Below are 20,735 nucleotides of genomic sequence, written 5' to 3' on the forward strand. Positions count from 1 at the left end.
GACCGGCTTCCGAGAGAGAAACGCATGATCGATCATCCGGGCGGTTCCGTGATACCGACTGGCTTCGACGTACCCGTGGAACCCCTGCGCAGGGCGGCCCACTACACCGGCGAACCCGGCTGCATCGCCGAGGCGCGCGCGTTCGCGGCCCACTTCCTCCAGCAGCTCAAGACCGAATGGTGTGCGGCCGTCGACACCCGGGCGGGCGGCGATCTGCTCCTGGTGGTCAGCGAGCTGGTCACCAACGCGGACCGGCACAGCAACGGCCCGTACATCCTGGAGCTGGAGGGCACGGACAGCGCCGTGACGGTGTCCGTCTGCGACAGCAGCATCGCCCTGCCCCGCCGCTTCCCGCGTGACCCGCAGCGCATCGGCCGGCACGGACTGGAGATCGTGCACGCCCTGGCCGCGGAGATCAGCGTGGAACGCGTACCCGTCGGCAAGCGGGTGAGGGCCCGGGTGGACCTGGCACCGTGAACGGTGCCGCCGCCACGCGGTGCATGGCGGCGGCGTGCTGTGATGTCGGGGTGCTGTGATGTCGGGCTGGGTTCAGGCGCAGCCGAGTTCGCCCAGCATCCCCTCGCGCAGCCGCGTGATGATCCGCTTGATCAGCCGGGAGACGTGCATCTGGGAGCAGCCCAGCCGCTCGCCGATCTCCGCCTGGGTGGCCTCCTCGACGAACCGCATGTGGAGGATCCGCCGGTCGCGCTCGCTCAGTTCGGCCATCAGCGGGGCCAGGGAGTGGAAGTCCTCGACGAGCCGCAGGCCCTCCTCCTCGATGCCGATGAAGTCCGCGAGCACGGCCTCGCCGTCCTCGGGGCCGTCCCCGGTGAGCGCGGCGTCCAGCGACGAGGAGTTGTACCCGTTGGAGGCGAGCTGGGCCTCGACCACCTCGTCCTCGCGGATGTTCATCAGCGTGGCCAGCTCGGCGACCGTCGGGTCCCGGTCCAGCCGGCTGGACAGCTCCTCGCGCGCCTTCGCCAGCTCGACCCGCAGTTCCTGCAGCCGACGCGGCACGTGCACGGCCCAGGTGGTGTCGCGGAAGAACCGCTTGATCTCACCCACGATGTACGGCAGCGCGAAGGAAGTGAACTCGACCTCGCGCGACAGGTCGAACCGGTCGATGGCCTTGATCAGCCCGATCATCCCGGTCTGGACGATGTCCTCCATGTCGTCGCCGCGGTTGCGGAACCGTCCGGCCGCGAACCGCACCAGGGACATGTTCATCTCGATGAGGGTGTTGCGCGCGTACTGGTACTCGTGCGTCCCCTCCTCCAGCTCGGCGAGCCGCTGGAAGAAACCGCGGGACAGCTCGCGTGCGTCACGGGGGGCCACGGCCCTGGGGTCCGCAATTCCAGGCAGTGATCCCTCGCCCGTCCCCTGCTCGGCGCTCGTCTCGACGACCTCGGCTTCCGACCGGATCACGGCGGTGTTCATTACCTCTCCCACGAAAGTCACGGCTCGACTGCTGCCTCTTCGGCCTGTGCTGGGCCCTGTCCAGGGTGTGTGCGTGGGGGGCGCGTACCCGGAGTCCGACGTTTCATGCGTGCCCACGCTCCTCCTCGCCGGTCGGGTACCCTCCGTCACCGCATGCATGCGGCCCGTGCGCCCAGCTGGCCGAAATCAGCTCCCCCGGACGCCGCCGGGAAGGCCCTACGCTGAACCGGTGAGCAACCAGATGCGCGACGAGGCCCGTGTCATCCCGCTGCGTCCCGGCGCCCCCGCCGGGCCGGACGCCGCCGAGGCCCCCGCGCGCCGGGAACCCCTGTGGCGGGACCTGGTCGGCGAGGTGCTGCGCGGTGAGCGGCTGGCGCAGGAGCGGACCCTCCGGGAGGTCGCCGAGGAGGCCAGGATCTCCCTGCCCTACCTCTCGGAGATCGAGCGCGGCCGCAAGGAGGCATCCTCGGAGGTCCTCGCGGCCGCGGCCGCCGCCCTCGGCCTGGGCCTCGGCGACCTGCTGTCGCTGGCCCAGGACCGGCTCGCCCGCCAGGCGGCAGGCCGACGGCGTACCGCGCCCGCGCGCACCACGCCGTACGGCGGGCTGTGCCTGGCCGCTGCCTGACGACGTCAGCCCACGGGCGGGGTGCCGTCCTGGTCGCGCAGCTGCCGGAAGAACGCCCTGAGGTCGCCGACCAGCAGGTCCGGCTCCTCCATCGCGGCGAAGTGCCCGCCCCGGTCGAACTCCGTCCAGCGCACGATGTTCTCCGTGCGGTCCGCCTTGTGCCTGAGCGGGATCTGCGGGTCGGCGGGGAAGAGCGCGAGTGCGGTCGGCGCGGTCGACGGGGTGGACAGCCGGGTCTCCCAGTCGCCGGCGGCCGCCCGCTCGTAGTAGATCCGGCCGGACGAGCCGGCGGTGCCGGTCAGCCAGTACAGCATCACGTCGGTCAGCAGCAGGTCCCGGTCGACCGCCTCCTCCGGAAGCTCCTCGCAGTCGCTCCACTCGCGGAACTTCTCCACGATCCAGGCCAGCTGACCGACGGGCGAGTCCGTCAGGGCGTAGGCCGGGGTGTGCGGCCTGGTGGACTGCAGGACGGCGTACCCGGTGCCTTCCCGGGACCACCGCTCCCACCGGCGCCAGGAGGCGAGGGTGCTCTCGCGCTCCTCGGGGGTGAGCGCGGCCAGCTCCCGCGCGGTGGGCTCGGTGGCCGCCTGCGCGCCCGGCAGCAGGTTGAGATGGACGCCGATCACCCGGTCGGGGTAGGTGCGGCCCAGCTCGCGGGAGATGCCGGCGCCCCAGTCGCCGCCCTGCGCGCCGAACCGCTGGTAGCCGAGCCGGCGCATCAGCTCGGCCCAGGCGTCCGTCACCCGGCCCACCTCCCAGCCGGGCTCGGTGGTGGGCCCCGACAGTCCGAAGCCCGGGATGCTCGGCAGGACGACATGGAAGGCGTCGGCCGGGTCGCCGCCGTGCGCCGCCGGATCGGTGAGCGGCGCCACCAGGTCCAGGAACTCGACGACCGAGCCCGGCCAGCCATGGGTGATGATCAGCGGCGTGGCGTCCGGCTCGGGGGAGCGGACATGCGCGAAGTGCACGGTGGCCCCGTCGATCGTGGTCGTGAACTGCGGCCACGCGTTCAGCCGGGCCTCGGCCGCCCGCCAGTCGTACTCGTGCCGCCAGTACCGCACCAGTTCGCGCAGATAGCCGTCCGGAACGCCGTACTCCCACCCCGCACCGGGCATCGCGGCCGGCCAGCGGGTGCGGTCCAGACGGTCGTGCAGGTCATCGAGGTCGCTCTGCGGAACGGAGAGGCGGAAGGGCCGGATGCTCTGGGCGGACGAAGATGTCATGCACCGGAGGCTAATGGGCGAGCCCGGACACCCGTCCGGGTCAATGCGCGGGCCGGCCGATGAGTTCCGCGGTCAGGATCGGTCGATACAGGAGACCGCGTTCCACGCCCGCTGCACGCCCCAGGAGGTACTCATGACCACCGACGGATTCACCACGTGTCTCTGGTTCGACGGTCAGGCCGAGGAGGCCGCCCACTACTACGTGTCGATCTTCAAGAACTCCGGCATCGGACGGATCGGCCGGTACGGCGAGAGCGGCCCGGGGGAGGCCGGCTCCGTGATGGCCGTCGAGTTCACCGCCAACGGCCAGAAGTTCGTCGCGCTCAACGGCGGCCCGCAGTTCACGTTCACCGAGGCGATCTCCTTCCAGATCTTCTGCTCCGACCAGGACGAGATCGACCACTACTGGACCAAGCTCACCGAGAACGGCGGCGAGGGCGGCCCGTGCGGCTGGCTCAAGGACAGGTACGGCCTCTCCTGGCAGGTCGTCTACGGCCGGCTGATCGACCTCATCAGCGACCCCGACCCGGAGAAGGCGGCCCGCACCACGCGGGCCATGATGGCCATGGGCAAGCTCGACGTCGCCGAACTGGAGAAGGCGTACGCCGGCGGTTGAGACCCCCTGCGTACGCCCGCGCGTCCATGCGGTGTCGTCGGCGTCAGACCCGGTCGGCCGCGATCAGCAGGTACTGGAAGCTGCCGTTGCGGTACGCCGACAGGAACGTGTCCTCGATGCCGGTGACCAGATGGTCGGCCTCCTTGCGCAGCTCCCAGTACGGGATCGTCGCCTCCGTCAGGTCCGCCACATGGACCGGTACGAGGCGGTGGCGGGCCATTGCTTGGAAGTACGCCGAGCGGGGATGGATGTCGCAGATGTAGTGCGCGTTGATCAGGGACACCTCCCGCGAGGCCCGCCCGTAGGTGTCGTTGTAGCAGCCGGTGACCACCACGTAGCGTCCGCCGCGGCGCAGCAGCCGGGCGTGCTCGCCGAACAGCAGGTCGAGTTCGACGTACATGCTGGACTCGTTGTTCCAGGACGCCGCGTAGGCGCCCGTCTCCAGGCCCGTGTCCAGCATGTTCCGGTGGTGGTAGCGCACCTTGTCGTCGATGCCCCGCTTGCGGGCCTGCTCGTTGGCGAAGTCGGCCTGCTTGGCGGAGATGGTCACGCCGTCGGCGTGGCAGCCGTAACGCAGGTTCGCCACGACGCTGCCGCCGCCGCGCCCGCAGCCGGCGTCGAAGACCCGGTCGGCGGGGGAGAGCGGGCCGAGGTGGGAGGCGAGCAACTCGGCCTGGGCGTGCTCCAGCCGGTGCAGCTCCGCGGTGATCCGCTCACGGCGCAGGGTGGGGTCGGGTTCGTCGAGCACCGAGCGGTCGGCGCCCCCGATCCCGTAGTGGTGGTGGTAGAGGTCGTCGATCCTGCCGAGTTCGAGGTTGACCGGGTTCTCCTCGGCGTTCCAGTAGTCCGCGACGCGGGTCTGGTACGTGGACTGGGTGGGCACCGGGGCTGCCTTGGTGCGCGCGGCGGGGACGGTGGTCAACGGTGACTCCTCGTGGTGCGTGTGATGCGGTTGACGGTGAACTGCCGGCAGTCGGTCAGGTACTACCAGTAGTCGGGCAGGTGGTAGCGGTGGGTGTTGGTGGCGTGCCACTCGTGGTTGCCGGCCACCCAGGCGGACAGCCCCTGGGCGTAGCGCCCGACGAGGGGTGAGGCGGCGGACAGCACGGCCGCCTCCTCCTCGAAGGCGTCCATGATCCGGTTGTGGATCTCCACGGACTTCAGATAGGCCGCCTTCAGACCGTGGCGCTCGTTGGCGGCGACGACCTGCGGCAGGTTGAGGTGGTCGGGATCGCTCGCCAGCTCCTTGGTGAAGGAGTACAGGTCGTTGACGATCGTGGTGGCGTTGCAGGCGAGTGCGGTGATCCGCTGGATCTCGGGGCGGGCGTAGACCTGCTCGGGCAGTTCGTAGCCGTCCACGGCGTCGACGATCGACAGACACGGACGGAAGTTGTTGAACTGCCGCATCACCAGGTACTCCCAGACCCGGGGCACGTACCGGGTCTCCGCCCACGCCGCCTCGGCGAGATACCCCAGGTGCAGCCGCGCGATGTCGTGCACGAACCGGTCGGTCTGGCTGGGGGTGGCGAGGGCGGCGTAGTCCTCGAGGGCGAAGTGGTACGAGCGCAGCGCGCCGTCGGCTCGCACGCCGTGGCGCCACTCCTCCTCCAGTTCGGGGATGCCGTGGTACGGGTCGAGCGCCGACTGGGCCATGATCAGCCGACCGCCCAGCCCGCGGTGCGATCCGCCCCGGCCCTCGTCCTCCTCGCAGTAGCAGGTGTCGACGATGTTCTCGGCGAGCAGGAGTTTCCCGGCGGCGGTGAGCCGTTCGAGGTCGGCCGCGTCCGGGTGCTGGAGCACCACCGCGCGCCCGAACTGGAAGCCGGTGAAGTCCCCCTGCCAGGCGGCCGGGAACAGTTCGTGTTCCCGGGCCCAGGTCTCCAGCCTGCGGTCGACCTCCGCCGCCTTCTCCGGGTCGGCCGGTGCCACCGGCCGGTGGCGCAGGCCCGGAATCGCCCCGGTGCGCCGGGACTTCAGACTGGCCGCCAGGTTCGGCGGGCCGGGCAGGGAGCGGGACGTCGTCGGTGCGCTCATGGCGTGCTCCAAGCCGTCATTCGGCGGTGCGGCCGATCTGGACGTTTTCCAGGATCCCCGCCGCGTCGGGGACGAGGATGGCCAGCGAGTAGTAGGCGGTGACGAGGTAGTTGATGATCGCGGCGGTGTCGATGCCCATGAAGCGGACGTTCAGGCCCGGCTGGTGCTCCTCCGGGATGCCCGTCTGGTAGAGGCCGATGACACCCTGGTCGGCCTCGCCGGTGCGCAGGGCGATGATGCTGGTGGTGTGGTCGTCGGTGATGGGGATCTTGCTGCACGGGAACACCGGGACGCCGCGCCAGGCCGGCACCTCGTGCCCGTCGACGTTCGCGGTGCCGGGCACCAGGCCGCGCCGGTTGCACTGCCGGAAGAAGGCCGCGATCGCCTTCGGATGGGCGAGGAACACCTTGGTCTTGCGCCGCATCGACAGCAGCTCGTCCAGGTCGTCCGGGGTGGGCGGGCCGGTGTAGGTGCTGATCCGCTGGCCGTAGTCGACGTTGTGCAGCAGCCCGAACTCCCGGTTGTTGACCAGTTCCCACTCCTGCCGCTCGCGGATCTCCTCGATGGTGAGCCGCAGTTGCTGCTGGGTCTGGTCCATCGGGTGGTTGTAGAGGTCGGCGACCCGGCTGTGCACCCGCAGCACGGTCTGGGTGAGCGACAGCTCGTACTCGCGCGGGGCGAGTTCGTAGTCGACGAAGCCACCCGGCAGCGTGGGCTCGCCGACATGACCGGCCTGCACCGGGACGTCCGCCTCGCCCTTGCGGTTCATGGGCCTGCGCTGCTGCTCGACGTAGGCCCCCAGATGGGCCGCGAGCGAGGGCACCCGCTCGGTGAACTCCTCCACCACGTCCCAGGGCAGCGCCAGCACCACGCCCCCGGTCTCCGCCCGCACCGAGCTGAGCCACAGCGGGTCGGACTGCCCGACCGCCTCGTCGCCCATCTGGTCGCCGTCGGTGACGACGCCGATGATCTCCTCCTCGCCGTACTTGCCCAGGGTGTAGCGGGTGAACCGGCCGTGCACCACCAGATAGGCCTCGGTGACCGGCTGCCCGGCCTCGAACAGGACCTGCCCGGCGCGCACCTCGCGGGGCTGGAAGCGGCCGGCGATCTCCCGCAGCACGTCCGTGTCGGGGTAACCGCGCAGGATCGGCAGCTCGGTCAGCGTCTCGGGAATGACCCGGATGTCGTCGGCGCCGTTCTGCTCGAAGTGCACCCGGCCGCGCCCGGTGCGCAGCGTCAGGCGCCGGTTGACCCGGTAGGTACCGCCCCTGACGTCCACCCACGGGAGCGTCTTCAGCAGCCATCGCGAGGTGATGGCCTGCATCTGCGGCTCGGACTTGGTGGTCGTGGCGAGCTGCCGTGCCGCCTGGGTGCTCAGACTGGTGAGCTGCCCGTCGGCGCGGGTGTCGGGGGCGGGTTCGTCGACGGCGGAACCGGTGGTGATGTCCGGTGTGGACACATTCCCTCCTGCGGAGAGGTGAACAGGGGTGACCGGATCGGTCGGTGGGGTGTGAGGTGGTGGTGCGCTCGGACCAGCCAAACAGGCCGGGTGATCGCCGGATAAGGCGCGAAAGGGGCGCTTTCGTGCTCTGGCGCTGTAAACCTGCATATGGATGCGTTTTGGCGATCACTGCGTGATCACGCGCCGTCCGCTCACTCCCGTGCTTCGGCGCGCGGGCCGCGCATCGGGTGGATAGCGTGAGTATTCGGGACAGGACATCCGATCGGGAGGGCCGCCACCATGGCCGTGCAACCTGAGGGAACCCCGTGCTGGCTCGACGCGACGTTCGGCGATCTGGAGGGGGCCAAGAGCTTCTACGGCGACGTCCTGGGCTGGACCTTCGGCGAGTCGTCGGCGGAGTACGGCAACTACACGCAGGCCTACGTGGACGGCAAGGCGGTGGCGGCCGTCGTACCGCCCATGCCCGGCCAGGAGGGGCACTCACGGTGGTGCCTGTACTTCGCCTCGCCGGACGCCGCGGCCACCGCGGCGAAGATCCGGGAGAGCGGTGGCGAGGTGCTGATGGAGCCGATGCGGGTCGGTGACTTCGGCACCATGGCCCTGGCCCACGAGCCCACCGACGCCGTCTTCGGCGTGTGGCAGGGCGGCACGCACGAGGGCTTCGAGGCGACGGGCGTGCCCGGCGCCTACTGCTGGGCCGAGGTCTTCACCCGTGAGCCCGAGCGGACGGACGCCTTCTTCACCGCGGTCTTCCCCTACCGGGCCAAGCAGCTGCAGGACGAGTCGGTCGACTTCCGGGTCTTCGAACTCGGCGAGAAGGCCGTTCTCGGCCGGATGAGGATGACGGACGACTTCCCGCCCGAGGTGCCGCCCTACGTCAACGTGTACTTCGCGGTCGCCGACTGCGACGACGCCGTGGCGAAGGCCGTGGGGCTCGGCGCTGTCCTCCGCTTCGGGCCCATGACCAGCCCGTTCGGCCGGTTCGCCGCGCTCAGCGACCCGCAGGGCGCGAACTTCTCGGTGATCGATGTCGCGACCACCGAGGGAGAGGTGCCCGAGCACCGGGAGGTCTGACCGGCCCCGGGAGGACGGTCCCGGCGGTCATGGCATGATCGTGTCCATGCGTGAACGTGTGGTGGCCGCGTGCGACGGGGCTTCGAAGGGGAACCCGGGACCGGCCGGCTGGGCCTGGGTGGTGTCGGACGACGCGGCGACCCCGGCCCGCTGGGAGGCGGGCCCGCTGGGCCGGGCCACCAACAACGTCGCCGAACTGACGGCCCTGGAACGGCTGTTGGCGTCGGTCGAGCCGGATGTGCCGCTGGAGATCCGGATGGACTCGCAGTACGCGATGAAGGCCGTCACCACCTGGCTGCCCGGCTGGAAGCGCAACGGCTGGAAGACGGCCGCCGGCAAGCCCGTCGCCAACCAGGACCTGGTGGTCCGCATCGACGAACTGCTCGACGGCCGCTCGGTGGAGTTCCGCTACGTCCCCGCCCACCAGGTCGACGGCGACCCGCTGAACGACTTCGCCGACCGTGCGGCCAGCCAGGCGGCCTCGGTCCAGGAGGCCGCGGGCAGCGCCCTCGGCTCCCCGGTGCCGCCGCCGTCGCCCGACACCCCGGCCGGCTCCGCGCCGCGCGGCAAGGCGCCCCGCAAGGCCGGTGGCGGCTCGTCCGCCCGCACCCTGAAGGCGAAGTTCCCCGGCCGCTGCGTGTGCGGTCGCTCCTACGCGGCCGGCGAGACGATCGCCAAGAACGCGAAGGGCTGGGGCCACCCCGAGTGCCGTTCGGCCGGGGGCTGAGCGGGCGGCCGGACCCTCAGGCGTCGAAGGTCCCTCAGGCGTCGAAGGTGTAGAACGCCGTGTGGTCCAGCAGGTCCGCCGGACGCACGTCGTTCCACGGCTTCATCGTCTCGTCCAGGTCCACCACGTCGGGCGTCCCGCCGTCCGGCACGTACCCGGCGTCCGGGTGCCGGCGCTGCCACTCGGCCCACAGTTTGTCGATGTAGGCGTGGTGCAGCCAGAACACCGGGTCGTTGGGGGAAACCCCGGTGGCCATCTGTCCGCCGACCCACACATGGACCCGGTTGTGCAGATTGACCCCGCGCCAGCCCTCCAGATGGTTGCGGAAGCCGTCCGAGGCGCTGTTGAAGGGCGCCAGGTCGTACGTCGCCATCGCCAGCACGGAGTCCACCTCGGCCGGTGTCGGCAGCTCGCGCACCCCGGAGCCGAGTGAGCGGCGCAGGAAGGTGCGGCCGTCCACGCGTATGGTGATCGGCCAGTTTCCGGTCGAGGCGGCGAACGGGCCGTCCATCACCCGGCCGTCCGAGGCGCGCCCGGTGCCGCCGAGGAAGTCCGGCGCCCACAGCGAGGCGCGCACGGTGCGGTCGGTGCTCCAGTCCCAGTAGGGGAGCGCGACCGAGGGGTCCACCGACTGCAGCGCCCGCTCGAAGTCGAGCAGGAATCTGCGGTGCCAGGGCAGGAAGGACGGCGAACGGTGGCCGGTGCGCTCACCGTCGTCGGTGTCGGACATGATGAAGGCGTTGTGCGTACGGACGAACGCGTCGTAGCGTCCGGCGCGCTTCAGCTCGATGACGGCGGCGACGAAACGCCGCTTCTCGTCGGCGGTCAGGGCGGCCTGGTTCTTGCGTACGGTCATGTGCGCGGTACTCCGGAGGTCCTTCGCGGGTGGTCAGTTGGCGGGGAACGGCAGCAGCCGGGCGCCCTGCAGCTCGTCCACGGCGGCGCGGGCGGCGGCGCGCGGTGTGGGCACCGGGGCGTAGTGGCTCACGACGCTGATCCAGCTGCCGTCGGCGTTGCGCATCACGTGGAGTTCCACCCCGTCGACGGACACGGAGTAGCCGCCCATGTCCATGTGCCCGTGGTGGTGGCCGGCCCCGCTCGTCGGGCGGCCCTGTATCCGGCGGCCCTTGTAGACCTCGTCGAAGGACGCGGGGGTGTCGCCGTGCTGGTGCTGGTGCTGGTGCTGGTGCCCGGTGGCCGAGGCGGCGGGTGCGAGCAGGGTGGCGGCGCCGGCCGAGGCGGCGAGGGCGGCCGCGGTGGTGAGCGCACGGCGACGGGTGAGTTCCGGCATACGGATCCTCCGAGAGGGCGTTCGAACGATGACTCCGTATGCCTATCGGTCCGGCCCCGAGCGGCAGAAATCACCCGGAGCGGGTTGGCTCCGATCCGGACAATCGGTCACATGTAGTACAAGACCGAACAAAGATGATCTTGTCGCGGCGGTGGGCGGCCCGGTACCGGAACGGGAAATTCCTTGCCCGGGAACGAGCGGCCGGGGTCGATCCTTCGCGAGGTGCCCCGGGGGAGTGGTGCGGCTCACCGCCGCAAACTGGCGCGATCCCTCCCACCGGCCAAAACCTTGGTGAATACGCATTCACCCGATAAAGTGAGGCCAGGGAAGTGAATTGCTATTCACCCGCGTGTTCAGTCGTGTTCAGTGGAGTGCCGATGGACCAGCCCGTCCCGATATCCCCTCCCCTCCGGGACCGGCTCACGATTCCGGTGCTGGCGTCGGGCGGCATCCTCATGGCCGTCATGCAGACGGTGGTCGTGCCCCTGCTGCCGGACCTGCCCCGGCTGACCGGCGCCTCGGCGGCCACCGTCTCCTGGATGGTCACGGCGACCCTGCTGGCCGGCGCCGTCCTCACCCCCGTGCTCGGCCGGGCCGGCGACATGTACGGCAAGCGGCGGGTCCTGACCGGCGCGCTCGCCCTGATGACCGTCGGCTCGGTGATGTGCGCCCTGTCCTCGGACATCGGTGTGCTCATCGCGGCCCGTGCCCTCCAGGGCGCCGCCGCCTCCGTCGTCCCGCTGTCGATCAGCATCCTGCGGGACGAACTGCCCCCGGAGCGCCGGGGTTCCGCGGTGGCGCTGATGAGTTCCACCGTCGGCATCGGCGCCGCCCTCGGCCTGCCGCTGGCCGCGCTGGTCGTGCAGTACGCCGACTGGCACACCATGTTCTGGCTGACCAGCGCGCTCGGGGCGCTCGGTGTGGCGGCCGTGTGGTGGGCGGTCAGGGAGTCACCGGTGCGGGAGCCGGGACGCTTCGACGTCCTCGGGGCGCTCGGGCTCGCCGCCGGGCTGACGTGCCTGCTGCTCGGGGTGTCCCAGGGCGGAGTGTGGGGGTGGGGGAGCCCACGGGTCGTGGGGCTGTTCCTCGCCTCGGCGGCCGTCCTGGCGCTGTGGTGGTGGCAGCAGCTGCGGGCCGAGCGGCCGCTGGTGGACCTGCGCCTGGTGACCCGCCCGCGCGTCGGCCTGTCCCATGTGGCGGCCGTGCTCACGGGTTTCGCGTTCTACGCCAACTCGCTGGTCACCGCGCAGCTGGTGCAGGCACCCAAGGGCACCGGCTACGGCCTCGGACTGTCCATCGTCGCCACCGGCCTGTGCCTGCTGCCCGGCGGCGTCACCATGCTGCTCCTCTCGCCCGTCTCGGCCCGGATCTCCGCCACGCGCGGGCCGAGGATCACCCTCGCCCTGGGCGCCGCCGTCATCGCCTGCGGCTACGCGGTGCGGATCGCCGACAGCCGCGACCTGTGGATGATCATCCTGGGAGCCACGGTGGTCGCGACCGGCACCACCCTCGCCTACTCCGCGCTGCCCACCCTCATCCTGCGCGCCGTTCCGGCCGGGCAGACGGCCTCCGCGAACGGCGTCAACGTCCTGATGCGCACCATCGGCCAGGCCACCTCCAGCGCCGCCGTCGCCGCGGTCCTCGTCCACCACAGCAGCCCCCTCGGCGGGGTCCCGGTGCCGACCCTGCACGGCTACCTGCTGGCCTTCGCGATGGCGGCCGCCGTGGCCCTCGCGGCCTGCGCGGCGGCCCTGACCATCCCCGGGGACGCCCCCGGCGGCGACGCGGGGTCCGCGCCGGGCGGCGCCCGGGAGAGCCGGGACGGGGCGATGGAAGGAGCATGAGGAGGATGACCACCGGACCCGGTCCCCAGCCGCCCGCCTCGCCCGCTGCCCAGTCCCCCGCCCCTGTGCGCCGGGACGCCGAGGTGACCAAGGCCGCGATCCTCAAGGCCGCCCGGCAGCTGCTGGCACGGCACGCGCACGCCGACATCACGCTGAAGGCCGTCGCCAAACGGGCCGGGGTGAGCGCCCCCTTGGTCCTGAAGTACTTCGGCAACAAGGACGCCCTCTTCGCCCGCGTCATGTCCTTCGACACGGATGCGGCGGACCTGCTGGACGCTCCCCTGGAGGACCTCGGCCGGCACATGGTCCGGCACGTCGTGGCCAGCCAGCGCGAGCGCGGCTCCGACCCCCTGCTGCGCATCGCCTTCGCACCGCTGCACGGCGACCACGGCGACGTCCTGCGCGCCAACTTCCGCGCCCAGGTGACCGAACGCCTCGCCGACCGGCTCCCCGGCCCCGACGCGGGCCTGCGCGCGGAACTCGCCGTCGCCACCCTGGTCGGCCTCGGCGTCATGTACGGCATCGCGCGCGGCCCGCACCTGCACGCGGCCGACATCACCGCCATCGCCGACCGCTACGGCCCCGCCGTGCAGGCCCAGCTGACCCCCGCGCGCTGACCGGCGGCCCTCGTTCCCGCCTCCGGCCAGGGGTGATGCCCCAAGCGTATGACCCGATGCGAAACAGGCTTTGGACGCCGAGGGCCGCCCGGCCGAAGGATGGAAGCACCTCCCACCGAGCTTCCAAGGAGCACACCACCATGCGGGTTTTCGTCACCGGCGCGACCGGCTTCGTCGGTTCCGCCGTCGTTCCCGAACTCATCGGCGCCGGGCACCAGGTCGTCGGCCTCGCCCGCTCCGACGAGGCCGCCGCGGCCCTGAAGGCCGCCGGCGCCGAGGCACACCGCGGCACGCTCGACGACCTGGCCGGACTCAGGAGCGCCGCGGCCACCGCCGACGGCGTCATCCACCTCGCGTTCCTCCACGACTTCTCCGATTTCGGGGTCGCCGGCGCCATCGACCTGCGGGCCATCGAGGCGATCGGCGCCGAACTCGCCGGTACCGGAAAGCCCTTCCTGACCACCTCCGGGATGCCGGTGACCGGATCGGGGCGCACGGCGACGGAGGAGGACGGGACGGGAGTCGCCACCCACCGGGCCGCGTCGGACGAGGCAACCCTGGCACTGGCCGGGCGGGGCGTGCGCTCGGGGCTCGTCCGGCTCCCGACCGTGCACGGCCGGGGCGACCACGCCTTCGTCCCGCGCCTGATCCGGATCGCCCGGGACAAGGGCGTCTCCGCCTACGTCGGCGACGGCGCCAACCGCTGGCCGGCCGTGCACCGGCTGGACGCGGCCCGGCTGTACCGGCTGGCACTGGAGTCGGCCCCGGCGGGCGCCTCCCTGCACGCGATGGCCGAGGAGGGTGTGCCGTTCCGGGACATCGCCGAGGTCATCGGGCGGCACCTGGACGTGCCCGTGACCGGCGTGCCCGCGGACCGGGCCGAGGACCACTTCGGCTGGCTCGGCCGGTTCGCGGCGGTCGACGCCCCCACGTCCAGCGCGCTGACCCGCAAGCTGCTGGGCTGGGAGCCGAGCGGGCCGACCCTCCTCGAGGACCTGGACGCGGGGCACTACTTCGCCGCACAGGCGGCCCCTGAGGGCTCCTGACGTCTTCCGGTCAGCTCAGCAGACGGTCCAGGAAGCCGTTCCCGAGGACGCGGTGCGGGTCCAGGCGGTCCAGGGTGTCGACCGCCCGGACCCACGCCGCCCGGCCGAGGGAAGCGGGTACGGCGGTGCCGAGCACCTCCTCGTCGCTCCACACCGCCTCCCGTGTGTACGCCCAGCCCTTGGACCACTCGACGCGGGTGAGGGCGTACCCGCCGTCGTAGGTGTCGAACAGGAACCGCTCCAGCTCGCGCAGGAACGCCTCGGCGTACGGGGTGCCGGGCAGGGTGAGGACGTCCAGCCACACGGCCGTGTCCCACTCCGGGTGCCCCTCGCCGGGCCGGAGCGCGGACAGCAACGGGGCGCGGGCGCCGGGTACTTGACTGTCGGCGGGGTCGTCGAGCCCGGTCACCCGGATCTCGACCGAGCCGTTCACCGGGAAGCGGCCCAGGGCCGCGTAGGCGGCCTGACGCTCGCGGTAGTGGGCGGTGAACTCGTGCACCACGCGCTGCACCTGGTCCCGCCGGGTCAGCACGGCGTAGCCGTTCGCGGTCACCCGGAGCGTGGTCGGTCTGATGTACAGCAGCGTGTTCTTGGACGGCCCCCAGATGTCCGCGGACAGCGTGGCCGCCAGTCCGACGGTGGCCGCTTCGAGCTGCGCGTTGCCCAGCACCGGCGCCAGGTACCAGGCCGCCTCCGCCGCCATCCGCCCCGCCAGGTCGGCCACGAGGGTGGGGACGTTGTCCGAGAACGGGTAGTTGTACGGCGAGGTGACGTGCCGTGCGGTGAGCGGTCTGACCGGGGCGACGCTCCACTCCTTCAGCCAGGGGAACTCGGTGAAGGCGAACCAGATCGCCTCCACCCGCCCGGACCGCCGCAGGAAGGTGTCGAGGGCACGTCCGCCGGAACCGGGGGCGGCGAACAGTTCGGCGGCCGGGATGTCGGTGCGGCTGACGCAGCGCAGGTCGCTGTTGGCCCCCACCCGCAGCACGACCTCGGTGACGAGCGAGCGGCCCAGGTGGGTGAGGAGGGCGGCACAGTCCGCCTCCTCGCGGTGGAACGTCCGCAGCACATACCTCCCGCTGCCCTCGTCCCACACCACCGCCGTCAGGGACAGCACCAGATTGCTCAGTGAGCCGTAGGTGTGCCCGGGCAGCGGCTCCTCGCCCTCGGCGGGCACGGCGGTGCCGTGCGCGTCGACCGCCAGCGCGCCGCCGAGCGTGAGGTCGCCGGGCGCCGGGCAGGCGGTCAGGCCGAGGCCGTGCTCCTCCAGGAAGGTGAGCAGGGCCTCCAGCGTGACGCCGGTGCCGGCCCGGACCTCGGACGGGGAGTCCAGGCTCACCGAGGTCAGATGGGCCGCGGTGTCGACCAGCAGGACCGGCGCGTCGGCCGGCGTCCCCTCGGTGACCGTCAGCGGCGACCAGCCGTGCGAGCTGCCCCGCGCGCGCACCCGACGGCCGCCGCGCCAGGCCCAGTCGACGACTTCGAGCACCTGGTCCGGGCCGGTCGGCGCGCAGGCCCACAGCCCGTCGGCGGTGATCTCGCCGACCCAGTTGCGATACGCCGAACGGTAGAGCGGAACGTCCGTGGGAAAGCCGGGGAGTTCGGCCGCGGCGAGGGCAGGATCCGCCGACAGCAGGACCGGCACGGCGGCCAGCGCGGCGGCCCCGCGCAGGAAACCCCGGCGGCTGTAGTTGCCTATTGAACGTTCAGTCACGGGCTCACGCTAGGGGCCGGTTGACGTGCACAGCTCGTCTGTCCACTGAATTCACCCGTGTGGGTGATGAATGCTCAGGGGGCAACCGGACGGACCCCTTCCGCGCACGCCGGCGCCGGATGGCAGACTGACGCCATGGACGAACGCGTGATCGGCAGGTCCGGGCAGCGGGCATCGGTGATCGGCCTCGGCACATGGCAGCTGGGCGCCGACTGGGGCGACGTGGACGACAAGGAGGCCCTCTCCGTCCTGGAGACGGCGGCCGAGGCGGGGGTCACCTTCTTCGACACGGCCGACGTCTACGGCGACGGCCGCAGCGAGCGGACCATCGCCGCCTTCCTCAGCGGCCGGCCCGATCTGCATGTGCTGGTGGCCACCAAGATGGGCCGGCGCGCCGACCAGATCCCGGAGAACTACGTCCTGGACAACTTCCGCGCCTGGAACGACCGTTCCCGCCGAAACCTCGGCGTCGACCGTGTCGACCTGGTCCAGCTGCACTGCCCGCCGACGCCCGTGTACTCCCGCGACGAGGTGTTCGACGCCCTGGACACGCTCGTCGAGGAGGAGCGCGTCGCGGCCTACGGGGTCAGCGTGGAGACCTGCGCCGAGGCCCTGACCGCGATCGCCCGGCCGAACGTGGCCAGCGTCCAGATCATCCTCAACCCGTTCCGGATGAAGCCCCTGCGGGAGGTGCTGCCGGCCGCCGAGGCGGCGGGTGTCGGCATCATCGCGCGGGTGCCGCTGGCCTCCGGTCTGCTCTCGGGCAAGTACACCGCGGACACCGTCTTCCCGGCCGACGACCACCGCACCTACAACCGGCACGGCGAGGCCTTCGACCAGGGCGAGACCTTCTCCGGCGTCGACTACGCGACGGGAGTGGAGGCCGCCGCCGAGTTCGCCGCCCTCGCTCCCGAGGGCTACACCCCGGCCCAGCTGGCCCTGCGCTGGATCGTCGCGCAGCCCGGCGTCACCACGGTGATCCCGGGCGCCCGCAACCCCGGGCAGGCCCGCGCCAACGCGGCCGCCGCCAAGCTTCCCGAGCCCGGCGCGCGGACCTTCGCCGCGATCCGGGAGCTGTACGAACGCCGGATCAAGGACCAGGTCGAGCAGCGCTGGTAGCCCCGCCGGGGCTCCTGCCGGTCGTTTGAACGGCCGGCAGGAGGGTTACACGCACCGCATGGAGCAGGAGGCGCGGCGCACAGGGCGCGACGAGTCCAAGGAGGAGCGGGCCGACCGGATGTGGGTCGAACTCATCCAGGAGGTCCGGGTCGCCCAGACGGGTGTTCAGATCCTGTTCGGCTTCCTGCTGACCGTCGTCTTCACCCCCAAGTACGACAAGCTCGCCCACACCGACCAGGTCATCTACATCGTGACCGTCCTGCTCGGCGCCTGTGCGACCGGTGCCCTCATCGGGCCGGTGTCCCTGCACCGGCTCGTCGCCGGACGCCAGGTCAAGCCCCAGGCGGTGCGGCTGGCGTCCCGGCTGACGTTCGTCGGCCTGGTGCTGCTGCTCGCCACCATGACCGCCTCCCTGCTGCTGATCCTGCGGGTCGCCACCCACAACGGCTACGTGCCCTGGCTGGTCGTGGCCGTCGTCGCCTGGTACCTGCTGTGCTGGTACGCGCTGCCGCTGTGGTCCCGCCGCCGGCACATGTCCCGCTGAACCGGCCGCCCCCCGCCGGGCCGCTGGGCGCCCAGCCCCCCGGTCAGCCCGTGGAGAGGATCTCCGCCAGCAGCTCGTCCACCCGGACCTCCTCCCGGCCCGGAGCCACCAGCTCGTACGACTCCCGGAGGAACGCGGCGACCGCGGGCGCCCAGGCGAACACCACCGCGTGGTGCCGGCTCCCGTCCGGCCGGAGGTCGCCGAGGAAGTCCATGCGCAGCTCCTGCCACATCCCGGTCGACACCGGACACAGCCGTACGTCCCCGATGCCCACCGACCGGTCCAGGCCCTCGGCGAGCATCTCCCGGTCCAGCCGCCAGCGGGCCAGCACATGGCCGTCGTGGCCGAACACGGCGGTGACGGCGAAGGGATCGTCGGAGTCGTAGCAGAGGTGGGCCAGCACCGGACAGCGCCCCGTGCCGTCCGTCCGGAGCTGCACCACCAGGCTCTTGCACACGAGGGAGTTCACGCGAGGGCCTCCGAGAATCGACGTAGTGCCCTCTAGTACCCCTCCCGGGCCCAAGATGCTCACCCGTGCGGATGATTCCCCTGTGCACCGCTCCGTCGGCGGCGCTCCGGGCCGGTTCTCCCCGTTCAGCCCAGCGCGTCGCGCAGCGCGGGCAGCAGGGTCTTCGCCGACCAGTCCAGGTAGTCCGGCTGCGACTCGCCGCCTATCTGCACCAGCGCGATCTCCTCGAACCCGGCCTCGGCGTACGGGCGTACGGCCTCGACGAAGTCGTCCGGGTCGTCACCGCACGGCACCGACGCGGCCACGTCGTCAGGGGTGACGAACTGGGTCGCGGACTCGAAGGAGTCGGGGTGCGGCAGTTCGGAGTTCACCTTCCAGCCGAGCCCGAACCAGCGGAACTGGGCGTGCGCCCGCTTGACCGCTGCGTCCCGGTCGGGGTCGTAGCACACCGGCAGCTGGCCCACCCGCGGCTTGCCCGTGCCGCCGTGCCGGTCGAAGGCCTCCAGCAGGCCCTTCTTCGGCTCGGTGGCGATGACCAGGTCGGCCAGGTGCCCGGCGAGCCGGCAGGACTGCTCGCCGGAGACGGCGATGCCGATCGGCGGCGCGGTCTCCGGCAGGTCCCACAGCCGGGCCGACTCCACCTCGAAGTGCCTGCCGTGGTGGGTGACATGGCCGCCCTCGAACAGCGCGCGGATGATCTCCACCGCCTCTTCGAGCATCTCGTGGCGCACGTCCACCGGCGGCCAGCCACCGCCCACCACATGCTCGTTGAGGTTCTCCCCGGCGCCCAGCCCGAGCCGGAACCTGCCGTCCGACAGCAGCTGCATGGTCGCCGCCTTCTGCGCCACCACCGCCGGGTGGTAGCGGACGGTCGGACAGGTCACGTAGGTCATCAGCGGGATCCGCGAGGTGGCCTGGGCGGCGGCGCCGAGCACGCTCCACGCGTAGGGGGAGTGGCCCTGCGACCGTAGCCACGGAGAGTAGTGGTCCGAGGTCACCGAGAAGTCGAAGCCCGCCTCCTCGGCCCGCACCACATGGTCCACCAGGTCACGGGGACCTGCCTGCTCGGTCATCATCGTGTATCCGATTTGCACCATGCGCGCCGAGTCCCCGCCCTGGCGGACGGAAAACGGGTCTCACTCGCCCGGCACCCGGAAGGTCTGCAGGAACGTCTTCAGCTCCAGCCGGTCGGCCGTGTCGTCGAAGGAGTCCGCGGGGGTCACGAAGCGCAGGGAGAAGCCGCGGTGGCCGCCGAGCAGGAAACCGCGCCCGAAGGTGTGCACCCGGGCGTCACCGGTTCCGTTGAGCCACTCCATGTCGGCGGCCTTGTGGCCCTGGTAGGTGGTCGCCCGGATGTCGCCGACGCGCCGGTAGCCGTCGAGCCGTTCCAGGCCCGGCTCGACGTCGTCCCGCCAGACGGCGACCGGGTCAGGCCCGACCCGGTCGCTGTAGGTCACGGCCAGGGTGGGGGCACCGTCGCGGGTGCCGAAGGTGACCCGGTAGGCGAGGTCGCCCTGGCGCTGGGTGGCCAGCCGCTTCCAGCCCGCCGGGAGCGCGACGGAGAAGCCCTCGGGGGCCGTGTAGCGGTGGAACCCCGCCGGGAGCGTCGCGGTGGCCGAGGCCGAGGCGGACGCGGACGGTGAGGGCGAGGCGCTCGCGGATCGGGTGGGCGAAGGAGTCGGGGTGGGGGAGGCGCCGGGGCCCGCGGGGTTGCCGTCCGTGCGGTCGGGCGGCTCGACGGCCGGGGTGGTCGTGGCGGCGGGCCGGGGCGCCGAGCCCGCCGAGGAGATGCCCGGCAGCCGGTGGGTCGCGGCGAGTACGGCGGCCGAGACGGTGACCACGGCCAGCGCGGTCCCGGCGACCATCGCCCGTCTGCTCCAGCCGGGGCCGGAGTGCCGGACGGCGGCGTAGGCACCGCGCAGCCGGGGCACGGGAGCGGCTTCCAGGCCGGCGTCGGCGTCCTCGGTCAGTACGCGGGTCAGGGCCGCGCGGACCACCGGCCGGCTCAGTCGTTCCCGGGAGTCCTTGCGCAGCAGTCCCTGCACGACCTGGGTGAGCGGGCCGGTGCGCACGGGTGTGCGCAACGGCAGCCGGTCCACCCCCTTCAGGGTGGCCTCCGGCCGGCCGCGGTCGCGGAACGGGGCCCGGCCCTCGACCATCGTGTAGAGGATCGCGCCCAGCGCCCACAGGTCGGCGGCCGGCCCGATGCGCTCGTCGCGGGCCTGCTCCGGCGAGGCGTACGACGGCGCGGTGACGCGTGGCACCAGGGTCGCGCCCGCCAGACCGAACCCCGTGACGACGACCGGGGCCTGCTCGCGCACGAACACCTGGCCGGGGCTCAGCTCGCCGTGCGTGATGCCCTGGCCGTGCGCGGCCTCCAGCACGTCGAGCAGCTCCAGGCCGATCCGCGCCGCGCGCACGTAGGTGAACGGGCCCTCCTGGGAGAGGAGTTCGCCGAGCGGTATGCCGTCGATCCACTCGGTGACCGTCCACAGGGTGCCCGCCTCCTCGACCGCGTCGATCACCGAGGCGATCCGGCCGGGGCGCAGCACACCCATGGTCTCGGAGGTGCGCAGGATGCGGGCGGTGGTCCGGCGTACCGTCTCCTCCTCGGATGCCGCCGGCAGCACGCTCTGGGTCACCAGACGGGGCCGTTCCGCCTGCACGTCCTCGGCGTACCAGCAGATGCGGTTGGTCTCGCGGTCGACGACCTCGAGGAGCCGGTACCGCCCGGCGACCAACTCATGTGCGGAGACGTGCGCCTTGACCATGGTCATCCCTCGCTGAAACCCCTGTCGAGTCTTTCCCAGAGGTACGCGGGGCGTGGCGCGGTCCGTTCAAAGAATCCGGAACTCCGAGGGCGTTTCTGCCTTTTATTCAACCCTCGGGGCGC

General features: G+C 71.9%; 21 protein-coding genes. 10 read left to right on the top strand and 11 right to left on the bottom strand.

Translation table 11 applies throughout. The features are described 5' to 3' along the window. Positions 1–24: 24 nt before the first annotated feature. On the top strand, positions 25–477 hold the full coding sequence (locus ACFYMM_RS31605; RefSeq protein WP_388392673.1) for an ATP-binding protein: 453 nt from the start codon (positions 25–27) through the stop codon (positions 475–477). Positions 478–549: 72 nt separating this feature from the next. On the opposite strand, the gene ACFYMM_RS31610 is transcribed toward ACFYMM_RS31605, so the two are convergent. After that, on the bottom strand, positions 550–1,437 hold the full coding sequence (locus tag ACFYMM_RS31610; protein WP_388392676.1) for an RNA polymerase sigma factor SigF: 888 nt from the start codon (positions 1,435–1,437) through the stop codon (positions 550–552). Positions 1,438–1,666: 229 nt separating this feature from the next. Here ACFYMM_RS31610 and ACFYMM_RS31615 point away from each other — a divergent pair, with 229 nt between their 5' ends. Beyond that, positions 1,667–2,062 (top strand): helix-turn-helix domain-containing protein, encoded by a 396-nt coding sequence (locus tag ACFYMM_RS31615; RefSeq protein ID WP_388392679.1) that lies wholly within the window; start codon positions 1,667–1,669, stop codon positions 2,060–2,062. Positions 2,063–2,067: 5 nt separating this feature from the next. On the opposite strand, the gene ACFYMM_RS31620 is transcribed toward ACFYMM_RS31615, so the two are convergent. Continuing rightward, complete coding sequence (locus ACFYMM_RS31620; protein ID WP_388392681.1) at positions 2,068–3,285, bottom strand: epoxide hydrolase family protein; 1,218 nt, start codon at positions 3,283–3,285, stop codon at positions 2,068–2,070. Between the two features lie 133 nt (positions 3,286–3,418). On the opposite strand from ACFYMM_RS31620, the gene ACFYMM_RS31625 reads away from it, so the two are divergent. After that, the gene (locus ACFYMM_RS31625; RefSeq protein ID WP_388392683.1) at positions 3,419–3,901 is read left to right on the top strand and encodes a VOC family protein; all 483 of its coding nucleotides are present in this window, start codon (positions 3,419–3,421) and stop codon (positions 3,899–3,901) included. A gap of 43 nt (positions 3,902–3,944) precedes the next feature. Here ACFYMM_RS31625 and ACFYMM_RS31630 read toward each other — a convergent pair whose 3' ends face one another. The 3 genes from ACFYMM_RS31630 to ACFYMM_RS31640 form a co-directional block, all read right to left on the bottom strand. Next, on the bottom strand, positions 3,945–4,823 hold the full coding sequence (locus tag ACFYMM_RS31630) for a geranyl diphosphate 2-C-methyltransferase (protein ID WP_388392685.1): 879 nt from the start codon (positions 4,821–4,823) through the stop codon (positions 3,945–3,947). 62 nt (positions 4,824–4,885) lie between these two features. Next, positions 4,886–5,935 carry a family 2 encapsulin nanocompartment cargo protein terpene cyclase gene (locus ACFYMM_RS31635; protein ID WP_388392687.1) on the bottom strand — a complete coding sequence of 350 codons (1,050 nt, stop codon included), beginning with the start codon at positions 5,933–5,935 and terminating at the stop codon, positions 4,886–4,888. A 16-nt stretch (positions 5,936–5,951) separates the two neighbouring features. Beyond that, complete coding sequence (locus tag ACFYMM_RS31640) at positions 5,952–7,394, bottom strand: family 2B encapsulin nanocompartment shell protein (RefSeq protein ID WP_388392690.1); 1,443 nt, start codon at positions 7,392–7,394, stop codon at positions 5,952–5,954. A gap of 282 nt (positions 7,395–7,676) precedes the next feature. Between ACFYMM_RS31640 and ACFYMM_RS31645 the strand changes: the two genes are divergently transcribed. After that, positions 7,677–8,471, top strand: a complete 795-nt coding sequence (locus ACFYMM_RS31645; protein WP_388392692.1) for a VOC family protein — start codon at positions 7,677–7,679, stop codon at positions 8,469–8,471. Positions 8,472–8,505: 34 nt separating this feature from the next. After that, the gene (locus ACFYMM_RS31650) at positions 8,506–9,198 is read left to right on the top strand and encodes a ribonuclease H (RefSeq protein ID WP_388392695.1); all 693 of its coding nucleotides are present in this window, start codon (positions 8,506–8,508) and stop codon (positions 9,196–9,198) included. Positions 9,199–9,232: 34 nt separating this feature from the next. Here ACFYMM_RS31650 and ACFYMM_RS31655 read toward each other — a convergent pair whose 3' ends face one another. Both ACFYMM_RS31655 and ACFYMM_RS31660 read right to left on the bottom strand, forming a co-directional pair. Next, complete coding sequence (locus tag ACFYMM_RS31655; protein WP_388392698.1) at positions 9,233–10,054, bottom strand: tyrosinase family protein; 822 nt, start codon at positions 10,052–10,054, stop codon at positions 9,233–9,235. A gap of 33 nt (positions 10,055–10,087) precedes the next feature. Then, the gene (locus tag ACFYMM_RS31660) at positions 10,088–10,489 is read right to left on the bottom strand and encodes a tyrosinase cofactor (protein WP_388392701.1); all 402 of its coding nucleotides are present in this window, start codon (positions 10,487–10,489) and stop codon (positions 10,088–10,090) included. Positions 10,490–10,866: 377 nt separating this feature from the next. On the opposite strand from ACFYMM_RS31660, the gene ACFYMM_RS31665 reads away from it, so the two are divergent. The 3 genes from ACFYMM_RS31665 (at position 10,867) to ACFYMM_RS31675 (ending at position 13,996) form a co-directional block, all read left to right on the top strand. Beyond that, the gene (locus ACFYMM_RS31665) at positions 10,867–12,333 is read left to right on the top strand and encodes an MFS transporter (RefSeq protein WP_388392704.1); all 1,467 of its coding nucleotides are present in this window, start codon (positions 10,867–10,869) and stop codon (positions 12,331–12,333) included. 5 nt (positions 12,334–12,338) lie between these two features. Next, positions 12,339–12,950, top strand: a complete 612-nt coding sequence (locus ACFYMM_RS31670; protein WP_388392708.1) for a TetR family transcriptional regulator — start codon at positions 12,339–12,341, stop codon at positions 12,948–12,950. A gap of 140 nt (positions 12,951–13,090) precedes the next feature. Then, positions 13,091–13,996, top strand: coding sequence for an SDR family oxidoreductase (locus ACFYMM_RS31675; RefSeq protein WP_388392711.1), 906 nt, complete (start codon positions 13,091–13,093; stop codon positions 13,994–13,996). Positions 13,997–14,006: 10 nt separating this feature from the next. Here ACFYMM_RS31675 and ACFYMM_RS31680 read toward each other — a convergent pair whose 3' ends face one another. After that, on the bottom strand, positions 14,007–15,710 hold the full coding sequence (locus ACFYMM_RS31680) for a cholesterol oxidase substrate-binding domain-containing protein (protein WP_388392714.1): 1,704 nt from the start codon (positions 15,708–15,710) through the stop codon (positions 14,007–14,009). Between the two features lie 135 nt (positions 15,711–15,845). Here ACFYMM_RS31680 and ACFYMM_RS31685 point away from each other — a divergent pair, with 135 nt between their 5' ends. Next, positions 15,846–16,829, top strand: a complete 984-nt coding sequence (locus tag ACFYMM_RS31685; protein WP_388392717.1) for an aldo/keto reductase — start codon at positions 15,846–15,848, stop codon at positions 16,827–16,829. Positions 16,830–16,887: 58 nt separating this feature from the next. Next, complete coding sequence (locus ACFYMM_RS31690; protein WP_388392720.1) at positions 16,888–17,373, top strand: DUF6328 family protein; 486 nt, start codon at positions 16,888–16,890, stop codon at positions 17,371–17,373. A gap of 43 nt (positions 17,374–17,416) precedes the next feature. Here ACFYMM_RS31690 and ACFYMM_RS31695 read toward each other — a convergent pair whose 3' ends face one another. From ACFYMM_RS31695 to ACFYMM_RS31705, 3 genes are all read right to left on the bottom strand, one after another. After that, positions 17,417–17,842: an SsgA family sporulation/cell division regulator gene (locus ACFYMM_RS31695; protein WP_388392721.1), complete on the bottom strand. Its 426-nt coding sequence runs from the start codon at positions 17,840–17,842 to the stop codon at positions 17,417–17,419. 125 nt (positions 17,843–17,967) lie between these two features. After that, positions 17,968–18,939 (bottom strand): LLM class F420-dependent oxidoreductase, encoded by a 972-nt coding sequence (locus tag ACFYMM_RS31700; protein ID WP_388392723.1) that lies wholly within the window; start codon positions 18,937–18,939, stop codon positions 17,968–17,970. Positions 18,940–18,978: 39 nt separating this feature from the next. After that, entirely contained in the window at positions 18,979–20,619 is a 1,641-nt protein-coding gene (locus tag ACFYMM_RS31705; RefSeq protein ID WP_388392725.1) for a serine/threonine protein kinase, read from the bottom strand. Between the last annotated feature and the right edge of the window lie 116 nt (positions 20,620–20,735).

The organism is Streptomyces sp. NPDC006739, assembly GCF_042869815.1.
Lineage (GTDB): Bacteria > Actinomycetota > Actinomycetes > Streptomycetales > Streptomycetaceae > Streptomyces.